The organism is Rhodococcus sp. Q1 (assembly GCF_004153645.1).
Lineage (GTDB): Bacteria > Actinomycetota > Actinomycetes > Mycobacteriales > Mycobacteriaceae > Rhodococcus > Rhodococcus gordoniae.
Window position 1 is genome coordinate 312,103 of the sequence record NZ_SDMJ01000003.1, and the last position, 26,768, is coordinate 338,870.

Below are 26,768 nucleotides of genomic sequence, written 5' to 3' on the forward strand. Positions count from 1 at the left end.
ACTAATATGTACAGTTGCATGACGTAATCAACTGATCCACCCGACGGAGGTTCGCTGTGTCGGACAAGGCCCAAACCCACGAACTCGCCGACGCCATCTTCCTCTTCGGTCGCACGCTGCGCGGTGCACTCGTCCACCACGACACCGACGTGCTTCCCTCCGCACTCGTCGCGGTGCTGTTCGTGCTCGCACGGATGGGGGAGTGCCGTCCCAGCGAGCTCGCCGTCGAAATGTGCGTCAGCCAGTCGTCGTTGAGCAGACAGATCGCCGAACTCGTCGAGCGTGGCCTCGTGGATCGACATCCCGATCCCGACGACCGCCGCGCTCACCGGGTGAGTTGTTCGGTCGCGGGAATCGAGATCCTCGAACTCGTGAAGAAACGCCGGACCGAACGTCTCTCCGCAGAACTCGCGGACTGGCACGAGGACGAGATCGCGGGCGCCATCACGACGCTCGAGCGCCTCACCTCATCCCTGGCGCCGCTCGTTATCGATACACGAAGGACCAATCCATGACCACAGTCTCCGGATCGGGAGCGCACCCGGCTGCTCCCGCAGCCGAGGAGCAGATGACGCACCGCGAGATCCTCGTCGTGCTGTCGGGCCTCCTTGCCGCTCTCTTCACCGCGCTGCTGAGCAGCACCATCGTCTCGACCGCCCTGCCGACGATCATCGCCGACCTGAACGGCACCCAGACCCAGTACGCCTGGGTCATCACCACGGCGCTGCTCGCCAACGCCGCGTCGACCCCCATCTGGGGCAAGTTCGCCGACCTGTTCAACAAGAAACTGCTCGTCCAGCTCGGGATCCTGGTCTTCGTCGTCGGATCGGTGCTGGCAGGCCTCGCACACAACGTGCCGGTCCTGCTCGCCGCCCGCGTGATCCAGGGCATCGGCATGGGCGGTCTGACGGCTCTGGTCGTCGCGATCATCGGCAGCATCATCCCGCCCCGTGAACGCGGTCGGTACTCCGGCTACATGGGCGCCGTCATGGCCGTCGCCATGTCGGGCGGTCCCGTGCTCGGTGGCGTCATCGTCGACCTCCTCGGCTGGCGCTGGTGCTTCTACGTCTGTGTGCCGATCGCCATGGTCGCGCTGGTCCTGCTGCAGCGCACGCTGCACGTCACGACCGTCCGCAAGGAGAACGTGAGCATCGACTGGTTCGGCGCCACGCTCATCACCGCCGCCGTGAGCGTCCTGCTCATCTGGGTCTCCTTCGCCGGAAAGGCCGGCTACTACGAGTGGTTCTCGGTCGAGTCCGCCCTGTACGTCGGAGCCGGCCTCGTCCTGCTCGCCGCGACGCTCATCGTCGAGTCGAAGGTCGCCGATCCGATCATCCCGCTCAAGATCGTCACCGAACGCACCACCGCTCTCGCCATCATCGCGTCCGTGGCAGTCGGTATCGGCCTGTTCGGTGCCACCACCTTCCTCGGCCAGTACTTCCAGACCTCGCGTGCCTACAGCCCGACGGTCGCCGGTCTGCTCACCATCCCGATGGTTGCCGGCACGCTCGTCTCGTCGATGCTCTCGGGTCAGCTCATCACGCGCTTCGGCAAGTGGAAGGGATTCCTCATCGGCGGTGCGCTCCTGCAGATGGTCGGTTTCGGCCTGCTCGGCACGGTCGATCACCTCACGTCGCTGACGCTGATCAGCGTGTACATCGCGATCGTGGGTCTGGGCACGGGCATGCTGATGCAGAACCTCGTCCTCGCCGTGCAGAACACCGTCAGCGTTCGCAACATCGGCGCCGCGAGCAGCTCCGTGGCCTTCTTCCGCACCTTCGGTGGCGCGATCGGCGTGTCGGTGCTCGGTTCGATCCTCGCCTCCCGTGTCGCGACGCTCTCCGCCGACGGCCTCGCGAAGCTCGGTGTGGACACCTCCGGTGGCGGTTCCGGCGGAAGTCTCGACTTCTCCCGGCTGCCTGCGCCGGTGGCGGAGGTCATCCGCGCTGCCTACGGCGATGCGACGGCGACTCTCTTCCTCGTGGCGGCGGCGTTCGCAGTCGTTACTCTGGTAGCAGTGGTGCTGATCCCGAACCGGGCGTTGCGCACCACCATCGATCTCGTGGAGGAGAAGTCGCCGGCCGATCGCGCCGACATCTCCCCGCAAGGGTGACCTCGATCACGACCGGGCGATCCGCCCGCCGGTGACCAGCAGATCACGCGGAACCGAGGCGGTGGCGGGAGACGCTCCGTTCCCGTGCTCCGTAGACTGAGGGAATCACTCGCGCGACGAGCGCGAGGCACGAGCCGGAGGGAGCTGTTCCAGTTGGGTGTTCTGTCCCGCATCCAGTCGCCCGACGATCTACGTCGACTCTCCCCTGTGGAGCTCACCGAGCTCGCAGGGGAGATCCGGGAATTCCTGGTCGAGAAGGTCGCGGCGACCGGCGGTCACCTCGGGCCCAATCTCGGCGTCGTGGAGCTGACCATCGCTCTGCACCGGGTGTTCGATTCGCCGCGCGACCCGATCCTCTTCGACACCGGTCACCAGGCCTACGTACACAAGATTCTCACCGGTCGTCGCGACGCGTTCGACAGCCTCCGGCAGAAGGGCGGGTTGTCCGGCTACCCGTGCCGCGCGGAGAGCGAACACGACTGGATCGAGTCGTCGCACGCGTCGGCTGCGCTGTCCTATGCCGACGGGCTCGCCAAGGCCTATTCGCTGTCCGGGCAGTCCGATCGGACCGTCGTCGCGGTCGTGGGCGACGGTGCGCTGACCGGCGGCATGTGCTGGGAAGCGCTCAACAACATCGCCGCCGGGCAGGACCGCTCGATGGTGATCGTGGTCAACGACAACGGCCGGTCCTACGCACCCACCATCGGCGGTCTCGCCGACCATCTCGCGGCGCTGCGCCTCAAGCCGGGCTACGAGAAGGTGCTCGACAACAGCAGGCGCATCGTCAAGCGAATTCCGTGGATCGGCTCGGCGGCCTACTCCGTGCTGCACGGCATGAAGTCCGGCGTGAAGGACGCGGTCAGCCCGCAGGTGCTCTTCACCGACCTGGGGATCAAGTACCTCGGTCCGGTCGACGGGCACGACGAGCAGGCGATGGAATCCGCCTTGCGTCGCGCGAAGGCGTACGGCGGTCCGGTCCTCGTCCACGCCGTGACCCGCAAGGGCGCCGGGTACGCGCCCGCCGAGAATCACCTCGCCGATCAGATGCACGCCACGGGCGTCATGGATCCGCGCACGGGCCGCGCGAAGGCGGCTTCCGCACCCGACTGGACGTCGGTCTTCTCCGACGAGCTCATCGCGCTGGGGGAGCAGCGAGAGGATGTCGTGGCGATCACCGCCGCGATGCCCGGACCGACCGGCCTCGCCAAGTTCGGCGAACGGTTCCCCGAACGTACTTTCGACGTGGGCATCGCCGAACAGCACGCGCTGACGTCGGCGGCGGGTCTGGCGCTCGGCGGGATGCACCCCGTCGTCGCGGTGTACTCGACCTTCCTGAACCGGGCCTTCGACCAGTTGCTCATGGATGTCGCGCTGCTCCGGCAGCCGGTCACCGTGGTCCTCGACCGCGCGGGCGTGACGGGCTCGGACGGTGCCAGCCACAACGGCATGTGGGATCTGTCCCTGCTGGGCATCGTGCCGGGTATCCGGGTCGCCGCTCCGCGCGACGGGGCGACGCTGCGCGAGGAACTGGGCGAGGCGCTCGGCGTCTCGGACGGACCGACCGTCCTCCGATTCCCCAAAGGTTCGGTGGGAGAAGACATTCCCGCGGTCGAACGGATCGACGGCACGGTCGACGTGCTGCGGATGCCGCCGGCGCGGCGCGGCGACGCACTGATCGTCGCGGTCGGAGCGTTCGCGGGTCTCGCGCTCGACGTCGCCGATCGTCTCTCCCGGCAGGGGATCGATGCCGCGGTCGTCGATCCCCGGTGGGTGTTTCCCGTGCCCGACGCGGTGGTCGACCTCGCGCGCGGTTTCCGGATCGTCGTCACGGTCGAGGACAGCGGTCTGCACGGTGGTGTCGGCTCGGCGGTCTCCGCTGCCCTGCGCCGCAACGATGTCGACGTTCCCACGCGCGATGTCGGGGTGCCGCAGAGGTTCCTCGATCACGCCTCCCGCAACGAGATCCACGCCGAACTCGGTCTGACGGCCCAGGACGTGGCACGCCAGGTCACCGGCTGGGTCGCCGGCCTCGACAGCGAACCCGAGGAGCGGTCGCGCCCCTCGGCGGTCGAACAGTCCGACCGCGAAGCGGGCTGAGCCGGCCGACACGAGGGCATACGCGTGAGGGGCGGTATCCGGTGGTCCGGATACCGCCCCTCACGCATGTCGACTAGCTCTGCATCTCCTCGAGTTCCATGCCCTTGGTCTCAGGGATCTTCGCCTTGACGAAGAAGAACGACAGCAGGGCGAAGAACGCGAACAGCCCGTACAGGAACCACAGTCCGACCGCGGAGGTGAGTGGCGGGAATGCGAGCGTGACCGTGAAGTTCGCGATCCAGTTGGCCGCGGTGCTGATGCCGAGGGCCACCGCGCGCATGCGGTTCGGGAACATCTCGCCGAGCATCACCCACATGATCGGACCCCAGGTGGCGGCGAAGAAGATCACGAAGGCGTTCGCTCCGACGAGCGCGAGTGCACCCCACGGTGCCGGCAGTTCGACATCCTCACCGCTGCCGACCGCCTGCGAGAAGGCGATCGCTGCCAGCAGGAGGCTGACGAACATGCCGATGGAGCCGGTCATCAGCAACGGGCGGCGACCGATCTTGTCGACGAACAGGATCGCGACGAACGTCATGAGCACGTTGATCACGGCCGTGATCACCGACGTCGTGAACGACTGGTTCTCCGAGAAGCCCACGGACTTCCACAGCGTCGTCGAGTAGTAGAAGATCGCATTGATACCGACGAACTGCTGGAACACCGCCATCGTGATGCCGACCCACACCAGCGGCTGCAGACCGAAGACCGGGCCGCGGATGTCGCCGAAGGAGGCCTTCGATTCCCGGCGCAGCGTGAGACGGATCTCGCGGACACGTTCGTCGGGCCGAAGCTCGCCGGTGACGCTCGCCAGCACGGCCGCGGCCTCTTCGTCCATGTCCTTGCCCACGAGATACCGGGGCGACTCCGGAATGGTCAGCGCCAGTACACCGTAGAGGACTGCGGGGGCCACACCGACGAGGAACATCCACCGCCAGGCCTCGAGATTCCACCACAACTCGTTCGACGCGCCACCGGCGGCGTTCTGCAGGATCGCATCCGACAGAAGAGCCGCGAAGATGCCGAGGGTGATGGCGAGCTGCTGCAGCGACGCGAGGGCACCGCGGTAGCGCGCAGGCGCGATCTCGGAGATGTAGGTCGGCGCGATGACCGAGGCGATACCGATACCGAGGCCGCCGAGTATGCGCCACAACATCAGGTCGGGAACGCTGAAGGCCAGGCCGGATCCGATCGAGGAGATCACGAACAGGACCGAGCCGAGGAGCATCACGCGTTTGCGGCCCCAGCTGTCGGCGAGGCGTCCGGCGAACCACGCACCGACGGCACAACCGAGCAGGGCGATGGCGACGGCGAAGCCGGTCACGAAGGAGCTGAGCGCGAAGTTCTCCTGAATGGAGTCGACGGCGCCGTTGACGACCGAACTGTCGAAGCCGAACAGGAAACCGCCTACGGCCGCTGCGACGGTCACGGCGATGACTTTCGCGGCGTGTGCGGTCGATGGTTGGGTCACCGTGGAACTCCTGGATGGGACAGGCCGCGAGGGCACGAAAAGGGCTGGACACACTGTGTTTTCTTCAGGGGAACATTACGCCGCGCCGAACTGCCGACTCGACGTTTCCGGCGAGAACTCGTCCCCGGTCCGCACCTCGCTCGGGCGATCCCCGGAGATCACTTCTCCGCAGTGAGCGCCTTCGCCAGTCGCGGCACGGTCAACTCGCATTGCCACGGCCGTGCCCCGCCCTCGGCGAAACGACCGCCGATGTACTCCTCGACGTCGTCCCCGGCCGCGACGTCCCAGTCCCAGCACAGGCGCCGCACGAGTTCCGGGCTCACCAGATTCTCGACCGGAACGGCGACCTCCTCGCTCAGAGCGGTGAGTTCGCCGCGCGCCACGGCGAGACGCTCCGCCTCCGCCGGGTGGTGGCGCGACCAGCGACCGGCCGGGGGAGGCCCGGTCAGCGGCGGCGTGAGGGGTGGGAGCCGGTCCTCGGGCAGCGCCCGGGCCCGCTCGATCGCGTTCAACCAGGCACGCGAGGAACGACGCTGACGGGGTCCACCGAAGACCGGAAGTGCCTGCAGCTGTTCGACGGTAGCGGGGCTCGCCTCCGCGGCGGCGATGATCGCGGAGTCGGGCAGGATGCGCCCGGGGGCGATGTCACGACGGGCAGCGATCTCGTCGCGCGTGGTCCACAGTTCGCGGACGATCGCGAGGCGGCGCCGGTCCTTGATCGCGTGGATCTTCGACGTACGTCGCCACCGGTCGGGCTTCGGCGCCGGAGGCCCGGCGAGGCGGATGTGCTCGAATTCCTGGGCGGCCCACTCGGTCTTGTTCTGCCGCTCGAGTTCACGCGCCATCGCCTCGCGGAGCTCGACGAGCGGTTCGACGTCGAGCGCGGCGTAGTTGAGCCACGACTCCGGCAACGGCCGGGTCGACCAGTCCGCGGCACCGTGACCCTTGCGCAGTTCCAGGCCGAGGGTCTCGGCCACGATCGCAGCGAGACCGACGCGAGGAAAACCGGCGAGGCGACCGGCGAGTTCGGTGTCGTACAACGTCGCCGGCCGGAGACCGAGTTCGGCAAGGCCGGGGAGGTCCTGGTCGGCGGAGTGCAGCACCCATTCGAGGTCGTTGATCACCTCGGCCAGGGGCGCGAGATCGTCCCGCGTCGGGATGGGATCGAGCAGCACCGTGCCGGCGCCCTCGCGGCGCAACTGTACGAGATAGGCGCGCGCGGAGTAGCGGTAGCCCGACGCGCGTTCGGCGTCGACGGCCAGCGGGCCGTGTCCCTGCGCGAGCATCGCTGCCGCGTCGGCGACCCCGCGCGCCGTGGTGACGACCTCGGGGACGCCGTCACGGGGTTCGAGGAGCGGCACCGTCGTCACGCTCGCGCTGTTCTGCCCGTCCTCGTCGTTCTGTGCCGGCATGGGCGTGACTCTAGCCGTGTCCCTCCCGTGCGCAATTCCGTTCGTGTCCGGATCGTGCGATCGGCGGGACCGCGCGGGCTCGCCGGACCTCGCTCACCCCTCCTGCGGCACGGCCTCGTCGCCCTCCGCGCCGGCCGCGAGGATCAGGTCGTCGAGGGCGGGGGAGAAGTCGTCGACGAGCTCCCACAGGTCGGGAACGAGATCGGGGCACGAGATCAGGCCGATGTCGAGCCTGCCGTCGAGGGAGAGCACCGTCACGTTGAGTGCCGCCCCGTGGAAGATCGGTCCGAAGGGGTACATGGCCGTCATACGCGCACCCATGAAGTACAGCGGGACGGGCGGTCCGGGCACGTTGGAGACCACGAGGTTGTGGATCACCGGATGCCGGTCGGCGAGGCGGAGTCCGGCATAGGCGCGCATCGCGGGCGCGAACACCGCCGCGTCGAGGAACTGCGACCAGTCCTGCAGCAGGTTCACACCGAGATCGGCGTTGTGGTCCTTGGCCACCGCATTCGCTTCCGCAAGGGCACGCAGGCGCTCGGCCGGATCCGCGATGTGGGTGTGGAGGTCGGCGAACATCGCCGAGACCTGGTTGCGTCCCGGCCGATCCGACCTGCCGTGGACCGAGACCGGGATCATCCCGATGAGCGGGGAATCGGGAAGTTCCCCACGACGCTCCAGATATCGGCGCAGCGCGCCGGCGCACACGGCCATCACCACGTCGTTGACGGTGACGCCGAAGATGTTCTTCACCAGTTTCACATCGTCGAGGTCCAGCTCGGCGAAGCCGACGTTGCGGCGTCCGGTGATGGTGGAGTTGAACGGTGTGCGCGGAGCCGTGAACGGCGCCGGCATCGCGTCGCCGCGTCGTGCGCGGGCGATCCACGAGGTCACCGACGTCACGGCGGCCGGCAGGATCCGCAGCAAATGGAGGGGTCGCCGGGCGACGTTGAGGGCGCCGGCGAGGGCGATGGCGAGATCGTTCGCGTCGCCGGCGCCCCGCTTGACCGGTTCCGGCCGGGGATCGGCCGGGTCGAGGCTGCACAACTGTGAGACGAGGGCGGCGCCGGACACCCCGTCCACTCCGGCGTGGTGCATCTTCACGACGACGGCGACCCGGCCGTCGTCGAGCCCGTCGACGAACCACATCTCCCACAGGGGCCGGGAGCGATCCAGGGGCTGCGAGGCGATGTGGCCGCACAGTTCGGCGAGTTCGACCCGGCTTCCCGGGGCGGGCACGCCGACGTGGTGGACGTGCCGGTCGAGGTCGAAATCGTGGTCGTCGACCCAGACCGGATGGTCGAGGTTGAACTTGCTGTCGGCCAGTTTCATCCGGAACTGGGGCACGGCGGCGAGTCGTGCCCCGAGTTCGTTGCGGAGGCTCGGATAGTCGTGGCGACCCGGGACAGTGGTCGGATCCAGCACGATCAGCCCGCAGATGTGGAGGAGCTGGCTGGGAGTCTCGAGGTAGAGGAAACCCGCGTCGAGTCCGCTGAGACGCTGCATGGAACCAGGGTAGAACAGGTTCTAGAAATCTGGTCGGATTGCGTCGGTTTTCACCGCTGCAGTCGTGCGACCCCCGCGGGAGGCAGACCGGCGGCATAGGCGAGGACGTCGCAGAAGGCCTCGACGTGCGGGGCCAGCACGTCCGACTGCGGAGTCCACGAGGCGCGCAGTTCCAGCTGGTGTGCGCGGCCCGGGCCCGCGATGTCGCCGAACCGCACGGAGGTCGTCGAGGTCACCGTGCCGCCCAGGGCCGTGAGGGGTTCGCCGTGCGCGGCCAGTGCATCGACGAGCCAGCTCCACGCGACCTCCGGCAACAGCGAGTCGGCCGCCAGGCTCTCGTCGACGTCGGCCTGGATGTACGAGACGAGCCGGGTGGTCCCGTGCCACGCCTCGTCGCCGTCGGGGTCGTAGAGCAGGATGAGGCGGCCGAACGCGTCGCCCTCCGACTGCTCGGGCACCCTCTCCGTCTCGTCGTGCAGGACCTCGGCGCCCAGTGCATAGCTGTAGGGAGCGAGCCGTTGCGGTGGTCGGATCGGCCCGACCTCGATCTCCGGGCGCACGGTAGCCGCGTTCATCGCATCGACTGCGGAACGGAAGCGGGCCGGCTCGGCGGGCGAGGTGGTCACCGAGCGGACGTTAGTGCCGGTGACGCACCGCACGCGGGAGGCGCGCCGATTCCGGTGGGCGGCGCGGTCGTGGCAGCATGGGGCAACGGGTCCGCACCACACGTCTCGGTCCGGGACCCGACAGACGCTGCCCTGCGCGACTGCGCGCAGTGCCCGAAGAACGAGGATCGATGACCGGCTTGGAGAACACGAACGTCGGCTCTGCGGTGCCCGCGGAGTACCCCGCGCGGAGGATCCTGCCGCATGCGCCCCTGCTGGCGGCCGCACGCGGTGAGCGGCCCGTCCACCGGCCCGTGTGGTTCATGCGCCAGGCCGGCCGCTCCCTCCCCGAATACCGGGAGATCCGCGCCGGCGTCGGCATGCTCGAATCGTGCTTCGACCCCGAGCTCGTCTGCGAGATCACGATGCAGCCGGTGCGGCGCCACAAGGTCGACGCCGCCATCCTGTTCTCCGACATCGTCGTCCCGCTCAAGGCGGCAGGTATCGACCTCGACATCGTCGCCGGGACGGGCCCGGTCGTCGCGACCCCCGTCCGCACCGCCGCCGATGTCGCCGCGCTGCCGTCCCTCGAGGCCGAGGAGGTCGGAGCGGTCGCCCGCGCCGTCGGGCTGCTGACCCGCGAGCTCGGCGACACCCCGCTCATCGGCTTCGCGGGGGCGCCCTTCACCTTGGCGTCCTACCTCGTCGAGGGCGGACCCAGCCGCAACCACGAGCACACCAAGGCGCTCATGCACGCCGACCCGAAGACCTGGCACGCGCTCCTCGGCAAGCTCACCGATGTCGCCATCGGCTTCCTGCGCGCGCAGATCGGCGCCGGTGTCGACGCCGTCCAGCTCTTCGACTCGTGGGCGGGCGCCCTGTCGCTCGCCGACTACCGCGAGTACGTCCTGCCGCACTCCGAGCGTGTCTTCGCCGAGATCGCCGATGCGGGAGTACCGCGCATCCACTTCGGCGTCGGTACCGGCGAGCTCCTCGGCGCCATGGGTGAGGCCGGTGCGGACGTCGTCGGCGTCGACTGGCGCATCCCGCTCGACGTCGCCGCGACGCGCGTCGGCGCCGGCAAGGCCTTGCAGGGCAACCTCGACCCCGCCATCCTGTTCGCCGGCCCGGAGGTCGTCGAACGCGAGGTGCGCCGCATCGCCGCCGAAGCCGATCGTGCGCTGGCCGCCGGCGCCACCGGCCACATCTTCAACCTCGGTCACGGGGTCCTGCCCGACACCGATCCCGACGTCATCACCCGAGTGGTCGAGCTGGTGCATTCGCTGTGACCCCGCCGACGGTCGCGGTCGTCGGCGGTGGGATCAGCGGTCTCGTCGCCGCATACCGGCTGCGTCGTTCGCTCGGCGCCGCCGCGCGGATCGTCGTGCTCGAACGATCGTCGCGGCTCGGCGGCAAGCTCCGCACCGTGCCGTTCGCCGGAGACCCGGTCGACGTCGGGGCCGAGGCGTTCATCGCACGCCGTCCCGAAGTGCTCGCACTCGCCGAGGAACTGGGGCTGAGCGACCACATCGTCCACCCCTCGGGCGCGCGACCGCTCCTGTACGCCGGCGCACGGTTGCATCCGCTGCCCACGGGCACGCTGATGGGTATCCCGGCGTCCGCGCAGTCCGTCGAGGGACTCGTCGACGACGAGACCCTGGCCCGTATCGCCGCCGAGCCCACCGTGCCGCTGGAGTGGAACCGCAGCTCCGATGTCTCCGTCGCCGAACTCGTCCGTTCACGCTTCGGGGAGCAGGTGGTGCGGCGCAGCGTCGACCCGCTGCTCGGCGGGGTGTACTCGGGGCTGTCCGACACCGCCGGTGTCCGGGCCACCGTCCCGACGCTCGCCGCCGCCCTCGACGCCGGTGCGACGAGCCTGAGCGATGCCGTTTCCCGCGCCCTGCCCCCGCCGTCGGACGCTCCGGTCTTCGGGACGCTGCGCGAGGGCTACGGAGTCCTGCTCGAGGCCCTCGTGCGCGAGGCCGACGCGGAATTCCTCTACGGCACCGCGGCCTCCGGGCTGAAGCGGGACGGCGACCGGTGGTCGATCGAGCCGCTCGGTGAGGTCGACGGAGTGATACTCGCCGTGCCCGCGCCGGACGCCGCCCGGCTGCTCGCCGACAGCGTGAGATCTGCCGCGCAGTGCGCCGCGCAGATCCCACTCGCCTCGTCGGTGGTGGTCGCGCTCGCGTTCCCGCACGACACCGGCCTGCCGCAGAACTCCGGGATCCTCGTCGCGACGGGGGAGGAGCTGTCGGCGAAGGCGTTCACGCTGTCGAGCCGGAAGTGGCCGCACCTTGCGGAACGACCCGTCGCACTCGCCCGCGCGTCGTTCGGACGGTTCGGCGACGACGCGCTCGTCGACGCCTCGGAGGCCGAGCTGATCGCACTCGCCCGCGCGGATCTCGCCACCGTGACCGGAGTCGACACCGAACCGGTGGCCGCCATCGTGCAGCGATGGCACGGCGGGCTGCCGCAGTACCGCGAACACCACGGCGAGATCGTCGCCGCCCTCGAGGCCGAGATCGCCGGGATCGACGGACTCGAGGTCGCAGGCGCGATGCTGCACGGAGTGGGCGTACCCGCATGTGTCGCATCAGGCACGGCCGCGGCCGCACGCCTGGCTGCACGAATGGAAGGATGAACGTCATGGCACGTCTCGACTACGACAAACTCAATTCCACCCTCCGCTACACCATGTGGTCGGTCTTCCAGGTCCGGCCCGGTGTTCTCGGCGACGACCGCACCGCCGCGATCGAGGACGCGAAGGCGTTCTTCGCCCGCCTCGACGACACCGACGTGATCGTGCGCGGCATCTACGACGTGGCCGGCACCCGCGCCGACGCCGACTTCATGATCTGGAGCCACGCCGAGCACATCGAGGACCTGCAGAAGCTGTACGCCGACTTCCGGCGCACCACGCTCCTGGGCCGGGCGAGCACCCCGGTCTGGTCCAACACCGCGCTGCACCGGCCCGCGGAGTTCAACAAGAGCCACCTGCCCGCCTTCATCGCGGGGGAGGAGCCGGGCGACTACGTCTGCGTGTACCCCTTCGTGCGGTCCTACGAGTGGTACCTGCTGCCCGACGAGCAGCGCCGGAAGATGCTCGCCGACCACGGTATGGCGGCTCGCGGCTACCCCGACGTGCGTGCCAACACCGTCCCGGCCTTCGCGCTCGGCGACTACGAGTGGATCCTCGCCTTCGAGGCTCCGAAGCTCGACCGCATCGTCGATCTCATGCGCGACCTGCGTGCCACCGACGCGCGCCTGCACGTCCGGGAGGAGACCCCCTTCTTCACCGGGCCGCGGGTCGACGTCGCAGCGCTGGTCGCGTCGCTGCCCTGACGTGACCCCGACGAGCGCGGTGCCACCGGAGGGAGACGCTCGGCTGTTCTCCCAGATGGCGCACTGGGGGATGTTCTCGGCGCAGGCACGCGACGGCGAGGTCGTCGCCGTGCAGCCCTACGCCGGGGACCGCGACCCCTCACCGATCCTGGGGAACATCCCCGGATCGGTGCGGCACCGTGCTCGCATCGCCGGACCGGCCGTCCGCCGCGGCTGGCTCGAGAACGGCCCGGGACCGAGCACGCGACGCGGCGACGACGAGTACGTCGCGGTCTCGTGGGACGAACTCACCGAGATCCTCGCGGGCGAACTGCAGCGCGTGAAGGACCGGCACGGCAACCGGGCGATCTTCGGCGGCTCCTACGGCTGGTCGGCGCCCGGCCGGTTCCACCACGCGCAGAGCCAGGTGCACCGCTTCCTCAAGATGTTCGGTGGCTACACCCGCTCGGTGCACTCCTACTCGCTCGGCGCGACCGGCGTGATCATGCCACGCGTGCTGGGCACCCACTGGAAACTGTTCGCGCGCTCCACCTCCTGGGAGGTCATCGCCCGCGAGACCGATCTGATGGTGTGCTTCGGCGGCATCCCGCTCAAGAACACCGCTGTCAACGACGGCGGCACGAGCGACCACCCCACCCGCGACGCCCTCGACCGGATGCGGGCCCGCGGCGGCCGGATCGTCTCGTTCAGCCCGATCCGCAGCGACATGCACGGCGAGCACGAGTGGCTCGCTCCCCGGCCGGGCACCGACGTCGCGATCATGCTCGCCCTCGCGTACGTCCTGGCCACCGAAGGTCTCGCCGACCGCGAGTTCCTCGACCGCTACTGCACCGGCTACGACCGGTTCGAGGAGTATCTGCTCGGCCGCACCGACGGCGTTCCCAAGACCCCGGAGTGGGCGGCCACGCTCTCGGGGCTGCCCGCCGGAACCTTCGTCGACCTCGCGCGGCGCATGGCCCGCGGTCGCACCCTGGTGTCCGTGACCTGGTCGCTGCAACGTGTCCGGCACGGCGAGCAGGCTCCCTGGGCGGGCGTGACCCTCGCCGCGATGCTCGGTCGACTCGGGGTTCCCGGCGGCGGTTTCGGTCACGGCTACGGCTCGATGAACGAACCCGGTCTCGCGCCCGTCCCGTATCCGTTGCCCACCCTCTTCCAGGGCAACAACGACGTCGCGGACTTCATCCCCGTCGCCGCGATCTCCGACCTGCTGTTGCGGCCGGGGGAACAGTTCGACTACGACGGGCAACGTCCGACCTTCCCCGACATCCGGCTCGTGTACTGGGCGGGCGGCAATCCCTTCCATCACCACCAGGACATCGGGCGGCTCCGTCGCGCGCTGCGGCGACCGGACACGATCGTCGTCCACGACCCGTACTGGACGGCGATGGCCAAGCACGCCGACATCGTCGTGCCGTCGACCACGGCGCTCGAACGCGACGACCTCACGTGCACACGCAACGATCCGCTGCTCGTCGCGATGCAGGCCGCCGTACCGCGCTTCGCCGACGCCCGCGACGACTACGACACCTTCACCGCTCTGGCCCACCGGCTCGGTTTCGGCGAGACGTTCACCGAGGGCCGGACTTCCCGGCAGTGGCTCGAACACCTCTACGAGCAGTGGCGCGGTTTCGTCCTCGCCGACGACCGGCGGGTCGAGGATCCACCGCCCTTCGAGGACTTCTGGTACGGCGGACCGGTCCGGATGCGGACCGAGGACGATCTGACCCTGTTCGAGGACTTCCGCTCCGATCCCGACGGACATCCGCTGCGAACCCCCAGCGGACGTCTCGAGATCTTCTCCGCCGACATCGACTCGTTCGGGTACGACGACTGCGCCGGTCACCCCACCTGGTACGAGCCGGACGAATGGCTCGGTTCCCCTCGGGCCGAACGGTTCCCGCTGCACCTGATCGCCAACCAGCCGGCCACGCGCCTGCACGGCCAACTCGACCACGGGTCCGTGAGCCAGGCGTCGAAGATCCGCGGCCGTGAACCGATCCGGATGCATCCCGACGACGCCGCCGCGCGAGGTCTGGAATCCGGAGACATCGTCCGCGTGATCAACGATCGCGGATCCTGCCTCGCGGGGGTCGTCGTGGACGACGGACTGCTCCCGAGCGTCGTCCAGCTCGCGACGGGTGCGTGGTACGACCCGCTGGACCCGTCCGATCCGGGGTCGATGTGCGTGCACGGGAATGCGAACGTGCTCACCCCCGACGTCGGGACGTCGTCGCTGTCCCACGGATGCACGGGGCAGCACGTGCTCGTCGACGTCGAGCGGTTCGACGGTGAGCTGCCGCCCATCCGGGCCTACGACCCGCCGGTCGTCCGGCAGCGCTGAGTTCTCCGGTACAGGGCCGTCACAGGCCGAGGGACGACTGTACGTCGTGCAGGGTGGCCGCGGAAGCGGCCAGCCCCGATTTCTCCTCCGGCGACAGCGGCACCTCGAGCACGGTGTGCGCGCCGCGCGCGTCGACGATGGTGGGGAGCGACAGGCAGACGTCCTGCAAGCCGTGCAGGCCGGTCTGCAGCGTCGAGACCGCCAGCACCCGGCGCTGGTTGCGCAGGACCGCCTCCACGATGCGGGCACTCGACAGGCCGATCGCGAGATTCGTGGCACCCTTGCCGCGGATGATCTCGTAGGCGCTGCGTACCACCTCGTCGAAGAGTTCGGCGCGGGTGGCGGCACCGAAGACCGGTCGTCCGTCGACGGTGAAGGAGTCTACCGGCACGCCGCCGATCGTCGCACCGGACCACAGAGCGACCTCCGAGTCGCCGTGCTCCCCGACGACGAACGCGTGGACGTTCTCGACGGCCACATCGGCGCGGTGCGCGAGCAGGTACCGCAGCCGACCGGAATCGAGCACCGTTCCCGATCCGAAGATCCGACCGTCCGCGATTCCGGTCGCCGCGACCGCGGCACGGGTCACGATGTCGACGGGATTGCTGACGAACACGATCACCGCATCGGGGGAGGCGGACAGCAGGCGGGGCGTCAGATCCCGTGCCAGCGCGACGTTCGCAGCGGCGAGCTCGAGGCGCGACTGGCCGGGATGCTGCTTGGCGCCCGCCGTGACGACGATCAGATCCGAACCGGCGGTGACCGCGACGTCGTCGCCGCCCTCGATCCGGCACGACGGCGCGAACTGGGTGCCGTGGTTCAGGTCGAGGACCTCGGCGCGCACCTTCGCGGGATTCGTGTCGAACAATGCGATCGCGTCGGCCGACCCCCGCAGCAGGCATGCGTAGGCCACTGCGGTACCGACGCTGCCGGCACCGACGACGGACAGTTTCGTACTGCTTCCGGCACTCGTGCGAGTCGCGGCCATGGACAGATTCTCGCCCACCTGACGGACGAGCGCGAGCGGAGCGGCCGGCACGGGACGGGGCGGTTGCCCGACCGACGGGCGGTGCGGGCTCTAGCCTCGACTGCATGGCCACGACACCTTTCGACGCCGTCCTGTTCGACTTCTCCGGCACGTTGTTCCGGCTCGAGGAGGACGAGAGCTGGCTCGCCGACGTCACCGACGACGCGGGTGAACCCTTCGACGTGCACCGGCAGGCCGAACTCATGCGGCGGTTGACCGCGCCCACCGGCCAGCCCGTCGAGATGGACGCCGACGAGCACCACGCCTGGACCAATCGCGACCGCGAACCCCGTTGGCACCGCGAGGCCTATCTGACGGTGCTGAGGAAGTCGGGAGTCGCCGATCCCGAACAGGCACAGGCGCTGTACCGGAAGGTGACCGACCCCGGTTGCTGGACGGTCTATCCCGACACGGTCCCCGTGATCGAGGCGCTCGCCGGTGACGGGATCGCCGTCGGCGTGGTGAGCAACATCGCGTTCGACCTGCGGCCCGCCTTCGCGCGGCTCGGCATCGACGACCTCGTGTCGGTGTTCGCGTTGTCCTTCGAGGTGGGCGCCGTCAAACCCGAACCGGAGATCTTCCGTTACGCCGTCGACGCGCTGGGCGTCGATCCGCGGCGCACGCTGATGATCGGCGACAGCGAAAAGGCGGACGGGGCCGCACGGTCGATCGGATGTGCGTTCGAACTCGTCGAACCGTCACCGACCGCCGAGCGGCACGACGCGCTGTGGACCGCGCTGGCCGCGGCCGGGATCACTCCGACGGAACCAGGCGCAGGGAGATCGAGTTGATGCAGTACCGCTTGTCGGTGGGCGTCGGGTAGCCCTCGCCCTCGAAGACGTGCCCGAGATGGCTGTGGCACGTCGCGCACATCACCTCGACACGCCGCATCCCCAGCGAGTCGTCCTCGCGCAGGATCACGGCGTCGGAGTCGGTGGGATCGAAGAACGACGGCCACCCGCAGTGCGAGTGGAACTTCTCGGTGCTGCGGAACAGTTCGGCACCGCACGCCCGGCATTCGTAGAGGCCCTCGGTGTCGGTGTCGGTGTACTCGCCGACGAAGGGACGTTCGGTGCCGGCCTGCCGTAGCACGGCGAATTCGGCGGGAGTGAGTTTCGCGCGCCATTCCTCGTCGCTGTGGACGACCTTGGGTGCGGGTTCGGATCGAGGAGCAGACGTCATGATCTCCACGCTAACCGCGGCCGGGGCGCCCGTCACGTCTGCACCGGAACGGACGGATCACGTGCGGGCCGGTTGCTTCTCCTGGAGCAGGTGCGACGGTTCGATGCCGTCCGCCAGGCGTCCTTCGCGCTTCGCCGCGAGGTACCGGTCGACCAGGACGGCGAACACCACGATGAGCAGCAGCGACCACCCGAAGGTGGTTTTCATGTACTCCGCTGCCCGTCCGGCCTCCACCCACCGGTTCGACAGCCACGAGTCGTAGCTCAGGAAGCCGTAGACGGCGAGCCAGGCGGGCCAGTTCCGCATCACGGAGTTCGGCAGCAGCACCGTCATCAGCAGCGGGAACAGCATCATCGAGTAGTACATCTGCCCGAGCGACCCGAGCAGGAACGACGCCGCGAGCAGCACACCGCCGGCGGTGCACACGAAGAACACCTCGTCGTGGCGGCAGTAGCGGTAGAGCAGCCACACCGAGACCGCCACCATCACCGCGAGCACCGCCCGCAGACCGAGGATCAGCCACCCCGGAAGCCCGTAGTACATGCCGTTGCCGACGATCGCGCTGTTGAAGTAGTCGCGGGACTCGAGCAGATAGGGCACGGTGTGCTCGACGAACTGCCAGGCGTCGACCGACAGGGGCCAGGCGATGATCGTCAACGCGATCGGGACGGCGGCAGCGGTGACGAAGACCTTCCACTGCCCGCGGACGAGCGGCAATAACAGCAGGGGCGCCAGGATCGGTTTGACGGCGAAGGTCAGGCCGAGCGCCGCTCCGGCCCCCAGGTCACGCCGTTTGAGCAGCAGCGTCAAGAACGCGATCTCGCCGAGGAGGACGAGACCGTTGATGTTCGTGAAGACGAGTGTGTTGGTCACGGTCTCGGACGCGAACGCGGCGAAGACCAGCACCGGCGCGATCGGCGAATCGAGTCGCAGACCGAACATGCGCAGCAGCAGGTACAGCGCGATGAGGATCGCGATCGCATTGGCCAGGATGAACAGCCACCGCGACCGTTCCGGGTCGATCACCGCGATCGGTGCGATCAACAGGGTCCCGGAAGGTGGGTAGAGATAGTGGGGGTCGACCCACTGGAACTCGGCGGTGTACACGGGCCGGCGGTTGAGGAAGGCCAGCGCCGCGTTGTAGACCGGGGTGAAGTCGTCCGTTCGAAACCCGTTGACCGCTTTGATCACGACCCGGTGCAGAACCGTCAGGACGGCGAGGGGCCACACCACAGCCTTGACCACCTCGGCGGTCGTGCGTGCGGTACGGGGTTCGAGACTTCTGAGGAACACTACGGCACGGTACCCCGAGCGAATGCGGGCCTGCGCACACGCCCTGGCCGGTGCCCCGCGATGTCACGCGGGGCACAGGCTCCCGTTGGGTGGAAGTTCTCCGTCGGACAGATAGGTCTCCACCCGCGCCTGCACGCATCCCGAGTGCAGGACCGCCGAGTAGCCGGCGCCCTGCCACGACAGTGACGCCCAGGCGATGCCACCCGCGGTGAGTACACCGGTCACCGATTCCACCCCGGCGTTACCCACGATCGGGTCGGCGGCGCCCGAGGAGACGAGCACGGGCACGTCGAGCGCGGCAGGAAGCGGGGGCGCCGGCAGGCTCGGCCAGGCCGCGCACGCCGTCAGGCCCGTCGCGAGGTCCGCTCCGTACAGCGGGTACAGCGTGGACCAGCTCTTCGCGAGATCGCCCGCGTGGGTCGGGGTCGGCCACCGCTGTCCGTCGCTGCACCGCGCGACGAACTGGCCGTCCGTCGAGAGCGCTGCCTCGGCCGCACCGACCAGCTCGATGAGCGGCATGACGTCACCGCCCCGCGCCGCTGCGAGGACGTCCGCGACTTCGCGGACGCGGGCCTGCAGATCGGCGCGTGGAGTGCCGAGGACCCCCGTCAGGGCGGTGAGGAAGGAGTTGGCCGAGACCGGCGCGAGCTCGCCCGCGGCCGCCTGCTCGTGCAGTTCCTCGATCGCCGCGCGGGGATCGTCTCCGAGCGCGCAGTCGAGGGCGGCGCACCGACGGGCGAAGGCGTCGACGGCGGCCTCCGCGCCACGGGCCTGCGACTCGGCCATGAGCTCCGCGTCCGCGGTGGCCGCGGCGGGGGAGTCGAGGACGAGCCGGCCGACCGCACCGGGATACGCCGCAGCGTAGGCGAGTGCGACGGTCGCACCGTTCCCTACTCCGAGCAGACCGATCCGGTCCACCCCCCACGCCTGGCGGAGACGCTCGATGTCGTCGGCGGCGTGCGAGGCGCCGAACATCAGTTGCTGAGGCTGCAGATAGTCGGTGCACGAGACGGTCGCCTGACGGCCGAGGTCGGCGACCCGATCGGGTGCATCGCCGGTGCGGCCGAATTGGCCGAGGTCGCCGAGACCGCGGCGATCAGCGGGAAAGATGCAGTCGATCGCGAGCGAGCTGCCGATTCCGCGACGATCCACCGCGACGATCGGACGCATCGCCAGTGCACCGGACATCGGACCGGTCGCCATGCCGGTGAGTGCGCGTGTCGACGCCGTGTCGGCGCCGGTCGTGAGCACCAGGGGAGCGGCGTCGGTGGGAGTGTCCGCCAGTCGCGCACGCATGACGGCCAAGGGGAAGGTGCCCGTCACGGTTCCGGCCACATCGATCGGTGCGACGACCTCCGCGCACTCGAGGACGAGACCCGCAGGACCCGGGGGTGCATCGAAGGCGGACAGGGTCTCTCCGGTGCAGTCCCGCCAGGCCGGTTCGGCCGACGGCACCGGAAGTTCGGGCACCGTGGCCTCGTCCTGCGAGGGCCGATCCACGGCGACACCGGGATCGTCCCGTACGACGGCGACGTCGGGACGTATCGACGGGCCTGCTCCGCACGCGGTCGACACCACGGCAACCGTGATCCACATCGCGGCGATCACTCCCGATCTGCGCATGCGCACAGCCTGCCAGGTTCGGCCACGACGGCGTGCAACCGGTGGTGGACGGCCCGACCGGAAGTATCCTCCCGCAGCGTGACGGCGGGGTGAACGCCGTGTGAAGTAGGTCGCATTCCGGATTCGGGTGAGGATTCGAGCATGATGCGGTCGTACCCTGGGCTGATGCACGAACGTCTCGTCGATCGCAATCCGGTGGTGCCTGCAGACCAGTTGGTGGCGCAGATGGTGCCCCCCGCGATGTTCGACGAGGTGAGCTTCGAGTCGTACATTCCGGATCCCAACGAACCGAGCCAGGCGGCCGCGGTGACGACCGCCGCGGAGTTCGTCGGCAAGATCGGGAAGATCCGCGGCGGCAAGCGGGGACTGTTCGGTCGCCGCTCCCAGCCGCAGGGTGCCGGTCTCTATCTCGACGGCGGCTTCGGCGTGGGCAAGACCCACCTGCTCGCCTCGATCTTCCACAGCGCACCCGCACCCAAGGCCTTCGGCACCTTCGTCGAACTCACCCACGTGGTCGGTGCCCTCGGGTTCAACAAGGCCGTCGAAGAACTGTCGAACCACAGCGTGCTGTGCATCGACGAGTTCGAGCTCGACGATCCGGGCGACACCATGCTCGTCTCCCGTCTGCTGACCGAACTGTCGGCCCGCGGGGTCTCGATCGTCGCGACCTCCAACACGCTGCCCGGCCAGCTCGGCGAGGGCCGGTTCGCGGCCCAGGACTTCCTTCGCGAGATCAAGAAGCTCGCGTCCATCTTCGAGACGCTCCGCGTCGACGGTCCCGATTACCGTCACCGCGACCTGCCGCCCGCGCCCGACCCGGTCGATTCGGCCGAGCTGGTGGAGCGCGCCGACACGATTCCGGGTGCCACGCTCGACGATTTCGACGAACTGTGCGCGCACCTGAGCACCCTGCATCCCTCCCGCTACGGCAAACTCGTCGAGGGTGTCCCCGCGGTCTTCCTCGAAGGCGTCCACCCCGCGAAGGACCAGTCGGTGGCTCTGCGTCTGGTGGTCCTCGCCGACCGGATGTACGACGCGAGCATCCCGGTGACGGTCTCCGGAGCCAAGCTCGACGAGATCTTCACGCCCGAGATGCTCGCCGGTGGTTACCGCAAGAAGTACCTGCGCGCGACGTCCCGTCTGCTGGCACTGTCCCGCTTCGAGGTCGCCGCGGGCTGATCGGGAACCCGGCGCGCACCCGCTCGCCGGGGTCCCTCGCCCGTCACAGGGCGCGCTGCATGACGAAATCGTCGTGTGTCCGTGCGCCCACCACGAACGTGCGCGTGCCCACCGCCACGAATCCCTGTTTCTCGTAGAAGCGACGGGCGCGCGTGTTCTCCTGATTGACTCCGAGCCACAGTCCGGCCCGCCCGAGCGCACGAGCTCGCGCGACGATCGCCTCCATGAGCGCCGTGGACACGCCGGCGCCGTGATGACCCGGCATCACATACAGCTTGCTGATCTCGATCGCCGGCCGCGCCGTGATCACGGCGTCGATCGCGGGATCCTCGGGGGCGGCGTCCACTGCCATCAGATAACCGACGATCTCACCGCCCGCGCGCGCCTCGAGGACGATGCGTTCGGGAGACGACAGGTACTCGGCGAACTTTTCCGCACTGAGGGTTCGCTCGATGAACTCGGCGATGTCGTCCTCGGCGGCATCCGGAGGGCAGGCGAGCGGGAAGGTGGCCGCTGCAACCTGGGCGATCGCTTCGGCATCCCAGATTCCCGCCTCGTCGACGGAGACCGCTTCTTCGAGTGGTGGCATGGACATGCACACCAGTGAAGCACCCGGACGACACGATTCGGCACACGCCCCGCAGGACCGATGCGATGCGGAGAAGGGCCCGGATATGGCTGAACCCCAGCCTTGGATGGGGGGTCATGGCTGGGGTTCGACACCATCGGGGGGATGGCACCATCCACGCTACATGAGGGATCCCTCAGGTTCCAGCCAGGGCGGTCACGGTTGCGTCACACGAGTTCGTGCGTGCGACTTGCACGAAATGTCGGTGCGTTGTACCGTCGCGGCTATGAAGCGCGTACTCGTAGTTCACCGCCGTAGCGGGGTCTGATTCGGACCGACCCCTCGCTGCGGGTCGTTGAGCTACGCGTCGGTCCTTCCTTCTCGTGGAAGACCACTACGAACGATGAACGCCTTCACCTCTTCCTCCGGATCTGCTCCGATGTTCCCTTTCGGCGCCACGGGCGCCACCGATCCGTTCCTCGCCCGATACGGGCGTGCACTTCCTCGGGGATTGCGCGAGGAAACCACCGGCATGACCTGGGCGGAGTTCGAATCCGCTTACGGCGGCCGGCCCGGCCCCGTCAGGCTCGGTGGCTGGTCGGCAACCGCCCTGGGGGCGGGTCGCAGCGCATTCGAGGCGACCATCGCGATCGGCGATACGATCCACACCGCATCCGCCACGACCTGCGGACCGATCGCCGCGATGACTGCGATGCTGTACGACCTCGGGCTGAACATCGAGATCCTGTCGTTCCATCGGTACGACCTCGGCGAGATGTCCGCGACCTTCCTGCTGTGCCGTTCCGGCGAGCACACGACATGGGTGATGGGCACGGGTGAGACCGGCAACGAGTCGTCGCTGCGAGCGATGGTCGCGGGGATCAACAAGCTCGGCGCATGACGCGCCCCGTCCGGTGCGGGGAGTGCCTCCGCACCGGATCACCCGCGCTCCGGCCCGCCGCCGGTCCGGATCCCGGCCCGAACGGATGAAGGCCCCCTTCGAAATTCGAAGGGGGCCTTCATCTTCTGTGCGCGATACTGGGATTGAACCAGTGACCTCTTCCGTGTCAGGGAAGCGCTCTCCCGCTGAGCTAATCGCGCCGGCATCGTGATCGCCGGAGTGGAGCGGATGACGGGATTCGAACCCGCGACCCTCACCTTGGCAAGGTGATGCGCTACCAGCTGCGCTACATCCGCATGTGCACGTTCTTTCGGTGAACCGGATCGACCCACGTGCTGGTCGAACCTGGTGCGCGATACTGGGATTGAACCAGTGACCTCTTCCGTGTCAGGGAAGCGCTCTCCCGCTGAGCTAATCGCGCGAGGTGGAGACGGGAATCGAACCCGTGTGCACGGCTTTGCAGGCCGTTGCCTCACCACTCGGCCACTCCACCGTAAAAGGTCGAGTCCAACCTCTCGAGCGGATGACGGGATTCGAACCCGCGACCCTCACCTTGGCAAGGTGATGCGCTACCAGCTGCGCTACATCCGCATTCGCACCGCTCGGCGTCGTGCTCTCCGTGGTGCGGTTCAAAACAGTAGCCGAGCATCTACGAAACGCACAAATCCGCAGGTCAACGGCAGAAAACCGGCAGATTTCGCGAAGGTGACCGGCCGATGACCCCTTCGGCGGGCGTCGCTGGGGCTCCGGGGGCCGGCTGTCGCGCCCTCTCGGTGTCTCGGACCGGGGACGGTCCGTCCGACCCCCTCCGGTGTCCGAGGGCCGACATCCCGCTCGCGTGCACGCGCGTGAGGCTGCGGTCGGAAATGCCGCGACCAGGCGATTCGTCTTCATGACGGGAGCGTGTTAGTGTTCCATCTCGTTCGAGCCGCTGCGAAGCGGCCCGGTCCCGTGGCTCAGTGGAAGAGCGTCCCGTTCACACCGGGGAGGTCGCTGGTTCGATCCCAGCCGGGACCACAGAGATCGACAGTGACGAAAGGCACCCTTACCAGGGTGCCTTTTTTCGTACCCGGATGACATCGTGGAGCGCGTGCGTGGCGCCCGGTCGGCCGGCTGCCCCCGCGCGCATATTCCTTCGAACCCAACGGTCCGCGTGGGCCTCGTCCACAGGTGGCGTGGGGGCACAGCTGTGGTGCTTGTGGCCGAAGTGTGCGTAGTGATGGCAGGATCGTGGTCGTCGAGGAGGACACGTCCGGATGAGCGTTGCGGACAGCGAATGGCCGGTCGTGGGGGCGACCGGTGCGAGATTCGGATCCGGTCGGTCCCGTCGACGTCGGCGGCCGGCGGATCACGCCGTGCCGGTACGGAATCACCACGAGCCGGACCTCGTCGTCGACGAGGTCGCGGCGACCGAGGTGAACCGGCCCGCAACGCGATCGGTCGAGGGGGCGCAGCAGATCCACGCAGCGCGGTCGGCCGACCGGATTGCGGGCACCGGGACCAGTGTGGGAATCGAGGACATGAACCAGCCAGAGACGTCGTCGTTCGTGCGCCCGTTCGTGCGGAGCGGGGGACGCACCCGAGCCGAGGTCGAATTGCCTCTCGAAGCGCTCGTGTCGGCCGTCCCCTCCGCGATGGGCAGTGAGTCCGGTCCGGCGATGGACGAGCATCGCCTCATCCTGACGTTGTGCGCCCAACCCCGATCGATCATGGAGATCGCGGCACTGGCCCGGATTCCGCTCGGTGTCGCCCGGGTGCTGGTCGGTGATCTCGCCGCGACCGGCGAGATCACCGTGCACCGCACGGCCGACAAGGTGGGACCGAACGTCGAACTGCTCGAACGGGTGTTGACGGGTCTCAACCACCTCTGAGTTTCTCCGCTCGGCTCCCTGTGTTCGCTGCCCGGGCGGATGTCGATAGCATGATGAAGTTGCCGTGTGCTCGCGATCGTCGACCGCAGCACGCGCCCGGCGACGACCACGTATCAGGCATCGAGCCGAGGAGTCCGTCACAGTGACCACGCCCGCATCCGCGAAACCAGCCACGATCGTCCGGGTGCCCGCGGGGACCACTGCGGGCGCGGCGGTCCGTGACGCGGGTCTGCCCACCAAGGGACCCGAGACGATCGTGGTCGTCCGCGACTCCGAAGGCACGCTGCACGATCTTTCGTGGACGCCGGAATCGGACGTCGAGGTCGAGGCCGTCGGCGCCGACACGGAGGACGGCCGCAGCGTCATCCGCCACTCCGCCGCCCACGTGCTCGCACAGGCCGTGCAGCAGGAGTTCCCGGAGGCGAAGCTCGGCATCGGCCCGCCCATCCGCGACGGCTTCTACTACGACTTCCAGGTCGAGCGTCCCTTCACGCCGGAAGACCTCGCGAAGCTCGAGAAGCGGATGAAGAAGATCGTCAAGGATGCCCAGCGCTTCTCGCGTCGCGTCGTCGACAGCCTCGAGGACGCCCGCGAGGAATTGAAGGACGAACCCTTCAAACTCGAACTCATCGACGACAAGTCGGGCATCGACGACCCCGAGGTGATGGAGGTCGGCGGCAAGGAACTGACCATCTACGACAACCTCAACCCCCGCACGGGTGAGCTCGTCTGGAAGGACCTGTGCCGCGGCCCGCACGTGCCCACCACCAAGTTCATCCCGGCGTTCAAGCTCACGCGCAGTTCCGCGGCGTACTGGCGCGGCGACCAGGACAACGCCGGCCTGCAGCGCATCTACGGCACGGCCTGGGAGTCCACCGAGGCGCTCGACGAGCACCTCGAACTCCTCGCCGAGGCCGAGCGCCGCGACCACCGCAAGCTCGGCACCGAACTCGACCTGTTCTCGTTTCCCGACGAGCTCGGCTCGGGACTGCCGGTCTTCCATCCGAAGGGCGGCATCATCCGCCAGGAGATGGAGAACTACTCGCGTCAGCGCCACGTCGAGGCCGGCTACGAGTTCGTGTACTCGCCGCACATCACCAAGGGCCACCTCTACGAGGTCTCCGGTCACCTCGACTGGTACCGCGACGGCATGTTCCCGGCGATGCACATCGACGAGGAGCTCAACGAGGACGGCACGGTTCGCAAGCCGGGTCAGGACTACTACCTCAAGCCGATGAACTGCCCGATGCACGACCTGATCTTCCGGTCGCGAGGCCGCTCGTACCGCGAGCTGCCGCTTCGCATGTTCGAGTTCGGATCCGTCTACCGCTACGAGAAGTCCGGTGTGATCCACGGACTCACCCGTGTGCGCGGCATGACGCAGGACGACGCGCACATCTTCTGCACCCCGGAGCAGATGCGCGACGAGCTCACCAGCGTCCTGAAGTTCATCCTCGACCTGCTGAAGGACTACGGGCTCGACGACTACTACCTCGAACTGTCGACGAAGAATCCCAAGAAGTTCGTCGGCAGCGACGAGCTGTGGGACGTCGCGACCGACACCCTGCGTGAGGTCGCCGAGGCCTCGGGTCTGCACCTCGTCCCGGATCCGGGCGGTGCGGCCTTCTACGGTCCGAAGATCTCGGTGCAGGTCAAGGACGCCTTGGGTCGCAGCTGGCAGATGTCGACGATCCAGCTCGACTTCAATCTGCCGGAGCGATTCGAGCTCGAGTACACCGGCACCGACGGGGCGAAACACCGGCCCGTCATGATCCACCGGGCGCTCTTCGGGTCGATCGAGAGGTTCTTCGGCGTGCTCACCGAGCACTACGCCGGTGCCTTCCCGGCGTGGCTCTCGCCCGTCCAGGTCGTGGGCATTCCTGTGGCCGCGGACTTCGAGGACCACTTGTTCGACGTCGTGGGCAAGCTGAAGGCTCAGGGGATCCGGGCCGAGGTCGACGTCTCCGACGACCGTATGCAGAAGAAGATCCGCACCCACACCACGCAGAAGGTGCCGTTCATGCTGCTCGCCGGTGAGCGCGACGTCGCGGCGGGCGCGGTCAGCTTCCGTTTCCGCGACGGCACGCAGGTCAACGGCGTGCCGGTCGACGAGGCCGTGCGGATCGTGACCGAATGGGTCCGCCGCCGCGAGAACGCCTCGCCCACCGCCGAGCTCGTCGGTTCCGGTGGGGAAGGCAGTACGTCGTGACGGGCGATCGCACTCCGGGGCCGGC

21 protein-coding genes and 6 tRNA genes are annotated in these 26,768 nt (G+C 68.6%); 13 read left to right on the forward strand and 14 right to left on the reverse strand.

The window, feature by feature from the left end:
* Positions 1–56: 56 nt before the first annotated feature.
* The 3 genes from EQ874_RS09975 (at position 57) to dxs (ending at position 4,210) form a co-directional block, all read left to right on the forward strand.
* Positions 57–515 (forward strand): MarR family transcriptional regulator, encoded by a 459-nt coding sequence (locus EQ874_RS09975; protein WP_016935138.1) that lies wholly within the window; start codon positions 57–59, stop codon positions 513–515.
* A complete protein-coding gene (locus tag EQ874_RS09980) occupies positions 512–2,113 on the forward strand; it encodes an MDR family MFS transporter (RefSeq protein ID WP_129976658.1) in 1,602 nt (533 codons plus the stop codon). Before EQ874_RS09975 ends, EQ874_RS09980 begins: the two co-directional genes overlap by 4 nt.
* 153 nt (positions 2,114–2,266) lie before the next feature.
* Positions 2,267–4,210 carry a 1-deoxy-D-xylulose-5-phosphate synthase gene (gene dxs / locus EQ874_RS09985; protein ID WP_129976659.1) on the forward strand — a complete coding sequence of 648 codons (1,944 nt, stop codon included), beginning with the start codon at positions 2,267–2,269 and terminating at the stop codon, positions 4,208–4,210.
* Positions 4,211–4,283: 73 nt separating this feature from the next.
* On the opposite strand, the gene EQ874_RS09990 is transcribed toward dxs, so the two are convergent.
* From EQ874_RS09990 to EQ874_RS10005, 4 genes are all read right to left on the reverse strand, one after another.
* Entirely contained in the window at positions 4,284–5,681 is a 1,398-nt protein-coding gene (locus tag EQ874_RS09990) for a sugar porter family MFS transporter (protein WP_026003480.1), read from the reverse strand.
* Between the two features lie 158 nt (positions 5,682–5,839).
* Positions 5,840–7,093 carry a ribonuclease D gene (locus tag EQ874_RS09995; protein ID WP_064065354.1) on the reverse strand — a complete coding sequence of 418 codons (1,254 nt, stop codon included), beginning with the start codon at positions 7,091–7,093 and terminating at the stop codon, positions 5,840–5,842.
* 93 nt (positions 7,094–7,186) lie between these two features.
* Positions 7,187–8,599 (reverse strand): wax ester/triacylglycerol synthase family O-acyltransferase, encoded by a 1,413-nt coding sequence (locus EQ874_RS10000; RefSeq protein WP_129976660.1) that lies wholly within the window; start codon positions 8,597–8,599, stop codon positions 7,187–7,189.
* A gap of 50 nt (positions 8,600–8,649) precedes the next feature.
* A complete protein-coding gene (locus EQ874_RS10005) occupies positions 8,650–9,225 on the reverse strand; it encodes a DUF3000 domain-containing protein (protein ID WP_026003525.1) in 576 nt (191 codons plus the stop codon).
* Between the two features lie 170 nt (positions 9,226–9,395).
* On the opposite strand from EQ874_RS10005, the gene hemE reads away from it, so the two are divergent.
* The 4 genes from hemE to EQ874_RS10025 are packed head-to-tail and all read left to right on the forward strand — an operon-like array spanning position 9,396 to position 14,890.
* Entirely contained in the window at positions 9,396–10,493 is a 1,098-nt protein-coding gene (gene hemE, locus EQ874_RS10010) for a uroporphyrinogen decarboxylase (protein WP_016935160.1), read from the forward strand.
* Entirely contained in the window at positions 10,490–11,848 is a 1,359-nt protein-coding gene (locus EQ874_RS10015) for a protoporphyrinogen oxidase (protein ID WP_064065356.1), read from the forward strand. The genes hemE and EQ874_RS10015 overlap by 4 nt, the downstream gene beginning before the upstream one ends.
* A gap of 5 nt (positions 11,849–11,853) precedes the next feature.
* A complete protein-coding gene (gene hemQ / locus EQ874_RS10020) occupies positions 11,854–12,549 on the forward strand; it encodes a hydrogen peroxide-dependent heme synthase (RefSeq protein ID WP_026003467.1) in 696 nt (231 codons plus the stop codon).
* A 55-nt stretch (positions 12,550–12,604) separates the two neighbouring features.
* On the forward strand, positions 12,605–14,890 hold the full coding sequence (locus tag EQ874_RS10025) for a molybdopterin-dependent oxidoreductase (RefSeq protein ID WP_129976917.1): 2,286 nt from the start codon (positions 12,605–12,607) through the stop codon (positions 14,888–14,890).
* 19 nt (positions 14,891–14,909) lie between these two features.
* Here EQ874_RS10025 and EQ874_RS10030 read toward each other — a convergent pair whose 3' ends face one another.
* On the reverse strand, positions 14,910–15,878 hold the full coding sequence (locus EQ874_RS10030) for an L-lactate dehydrogenase (protein WP_129976661.1): 969 nt from the start codon (positions 15,876–15,878) through the stop codon (positions 14,910–14,912).
* 104 nt (positions 15,879–15,982) lie between these two features.
* Between EQ874_RS10030 and EQ874_RS10035 the strand changes: the two genes are divergently transcribed.
* Entirely contained in the window at positions 15,983–16,708 is a 726-nt protein-coding gene (locus EQ874_RS10035) for an HAD-IA family hydrolase (protein ID WP_115311447.1), read from the forward strand.
* On the opposite strand, the gene msrB is transcribed toward EQ874_RS10035, so the two are convergent.
* The 3 genes from msrB to EQ874_RS10050 all read right to left on the reverse strand — a co-directional run bounded on the left by msrB (position 16,671) and on the right by EQ874_RS10050 (position 20,015).
* The gene (gene msrB, locus EQ874_RS10040; protein ID WP_129976662.1) at positions 16,671–17,099 is read right to left on the reverse strand and encodes a peptide-methionine (R)-S-oxide reductase MsrB; all 429 of its coding nucleotides are present in this window, start codon (positions 17,097–17,099) and stop codon (positions 16,671–16,673) included. The genes EQ874_RS10035 and msrB overlap by 38 nt on opposite strands.
* 57 nt (positions 17,100–17,156) lie before the next feature.
* Entirely contained in the window at positions 17,157–18,392 is a 1,236-nt protein-coding gene (locus EQ874_RS10045) for a glycosyltransferase family 87 protein (RefSeq protein WP_207213520.1), read from the reverse strand.
* A gap of 63 nt (positions 18,393–18,455) precedes the next feature.
* A complete protein-coding gene (locus tag EQ874_RS10050) occupies positions 18,456–20,015 on the reverse strand; it encodes an alpha/beta fold hydrolase (protein ID WP_207213521.1) in 1,560 nt (519 codons plus the stop codon).
* 165 nt (positions 20,016–20,180) lie between these two features.
* Between EQ874_RS10050 and zapE the strand changes: the two genes are divergently transcribed.
* Complete coding sequence (gene zapE / locus EQ874_RS10055) at positions 20,181–21,194, forward strand: cell division protein ZapE (protein WP_064064979.1); 1,014 nt, start codon at positions 20,181–20,183, stop codon at positions 21,192–21,194.
* 43 nt (positions 21,195–21,237) lie between these two features.
* On the opposite strand, the gene EQ874_RS10060 is transcribed toward zapE, so the two are convergent.
* On the reverse strand, positions 21,238–21,789 hold the full coding sequence (locus EQ874_RS10060; protein ID WP_129976664.1) for a GNAT family N-acetyltransferase: 552 nt from the start codon (positions 21,787–21,789) through the stop codon (positions 21,238–21,240).
* 412 nt (positions 21,790–22,201) lie between these two features.
* Here EQ874_RS10060 and EQ874_RS10065 point away from each other — a divergent pair, with 412 nt between their 5' ends.
* Positions 22,202–22,663: a 2-isopropylmalate synthase gene (locus EQ874_RS10065; RefSeq protein ID WP_242496706.1), complete on the forward strand. Its 462-nt coding sequence runs from the start codon at positions 22,202–22,204 to the stop codon at positions 22,661–22,663.
* Between the two features lie 128 nt (positions 22,664–22,791).
* On the opposite strand, the gene EQ874_RS10070 is transcribed toward EQ874_RS10065, so the two are convergent.
* From EQ874_RS10070 to EQ874_RS10090, 5 genes are all read right to left on the reverse strand, one after another.
* Positions 22,792–22,863, reverse strand: a tRNA-Val gene (locus EQ874_RS10070).
* Positions 22,864–22,883: 20 nt separating this feature from the next.
* Positions 22,884–22,959, reverse strand: a tRNA-Gly gene (locus EQ874_RS10075).
* A 50-nt stretch (positions 22,960–23,009) separates the two neighbouring features.
* Positions 23,010–23,084 (reverse strand) — tRNA-Val (locus tag EQ874_RS10080).
* 1 nt (position 23,085) lies between these two features.
* Positions 23,086–23,156 (reverse strand) — tRNA-Cys (locus EQ874_RS10085).
* A 25-nt stretch (positions 23,157–23,181) separates the two neighbouring features.
* Positions 23,182–23,254, reverse strand: a tRNA-Gly gene (locus EQ874_RS10090).
* A gap of 354 nt (positions 23,255–23,608) precedes the next feature.
* Here EQ874_RS10090 and EQ874_RS10095 point away from each other — a divergent pair.
* The 3 genes from EQ874_RS10095 to thrS all read left to right on the forward strand — a co-directional run bounded on the left by EQ874_RS10095 (position 23,609) and on the right by thrS (position 26,743).
* Positions 23,609–23,680, forward strand: a tRNA-Val gene (locus EQ874_RS10095).
* 239 nt (positions 23,681–23,919) lie between these two features.
* Entirely contained in the window at positions 23,920–24,534 is a 615-nt protein-coding gene (locus EQ874_RS10100; protein WP_129976666.1) for a DUF742 domain-containing protein, read from the forward strand.
* A 142-nt stretch (positions 24,535–24,676) separates the two neighbouring features.
* Entirely contained in the window at positions 24,677–26,743 is a 2,067-nt protein-coding gene (thrS, locus tag EQ874_RS10105; protein ID WP_064064975.1) for a threonine--tRNA ligase, read from the forward strand.
* Positions 26,744–26,768 lie beyond the last annotated feature (25 nt).

Coding starts and splice junctions, on each gene's coding strand:
- hemQ (WP_026003467.1), top strand. CDS start 11,854: ATGGCACGTCTCGACTACGACAAACTCAATTCCACCCTCCGCTACACC.
- EQ874_RS10035 (WP_115311447.1), top strand. CDS start 15,983: ATGGCCACGACACCTTTCGACGCCGTCCTGTTCGACTTCTCCGGCACG.
- EQ874_RS10050 (WP_207213521.1), bottom strand. CDS start 20,015: ATGCGCAGATCGGGAGTGATCGCCGCGATGTGGATCACGGTTGCCGTG.
- zapE (WP_064064979.1), top strand. CDS start 20,181: ATGCACGAACGTCTCGTCGATCGCAATCCGGTGGTGCCTGCAGACCAG.
- hemE (WP_016935160.1), top strand. CDS start 9,396: ATGACCGGCTTGGAGAACACGAACGTCGGCTCTGCGGTGCCCGCGGAG.
- EQ874_RS09980 (WP_129976658.1), top strand. CDS start 512: ATGACCACAGTCTCCGGATCGGGAGCGCACCCGGCTGCTCCCGCAGCC.
- EQ874_RS10030 (WP_129976661.1), bottom strand. CDS start 15,878: ATGGCCGCGACTCGCACGAGTGCCGGAAGCAGTACGAAACTGTCCGTC.
- EQ874_RS10000 (WP_129976660.1), bottom strand. CDS start 8,599: ATGCAGCGTCTCAGCGGACTCGACGCGGGTTTCCTCTACCTCGAGACT.
- EQ874_RS10025 (WP_129976917.1), top strand. CDS start 12,605: ATGGCGCACTGGGGGATGTTCTCGGCGCAGGCACGCGACGGCGAGGTC.
- EQ874_RS10100 (WP_129976666.1), top strand. CDS start 23,920: ATGAGCGTTGCGGACAGCGAATGGCCGGTCGTGGGGGCGACCGGTGCG.
- EQ874_RS09995 (WP_064065354.1), bottom strand. CDS start 7,093: ATGCCGGCACAGAACGACGAGGACGGGCAGAACAGCGCGAGCGTGACG.
- EQ874_RS10065 (WP_242496706.1), top strand. CDS start 22,202: ATGTTCCCTTTCGGCGCCACGGGCGCCACCGATCCGTTCCTCGCCCGA.
- EQ874_RS10060 (WP_129976664.1), bottom strand. CDS start 21,789: ATGTCCATGCCACCACTCGAAGAAGCGGTCTCCGTCGACGAGGCGGGA.
- msrB (WP_129976662.1), bottom strand. CDS start 17,099: ATGACGTCTGCTCCTCGATCCGAACCCGCACCCAAGGTCGTCCACAGC.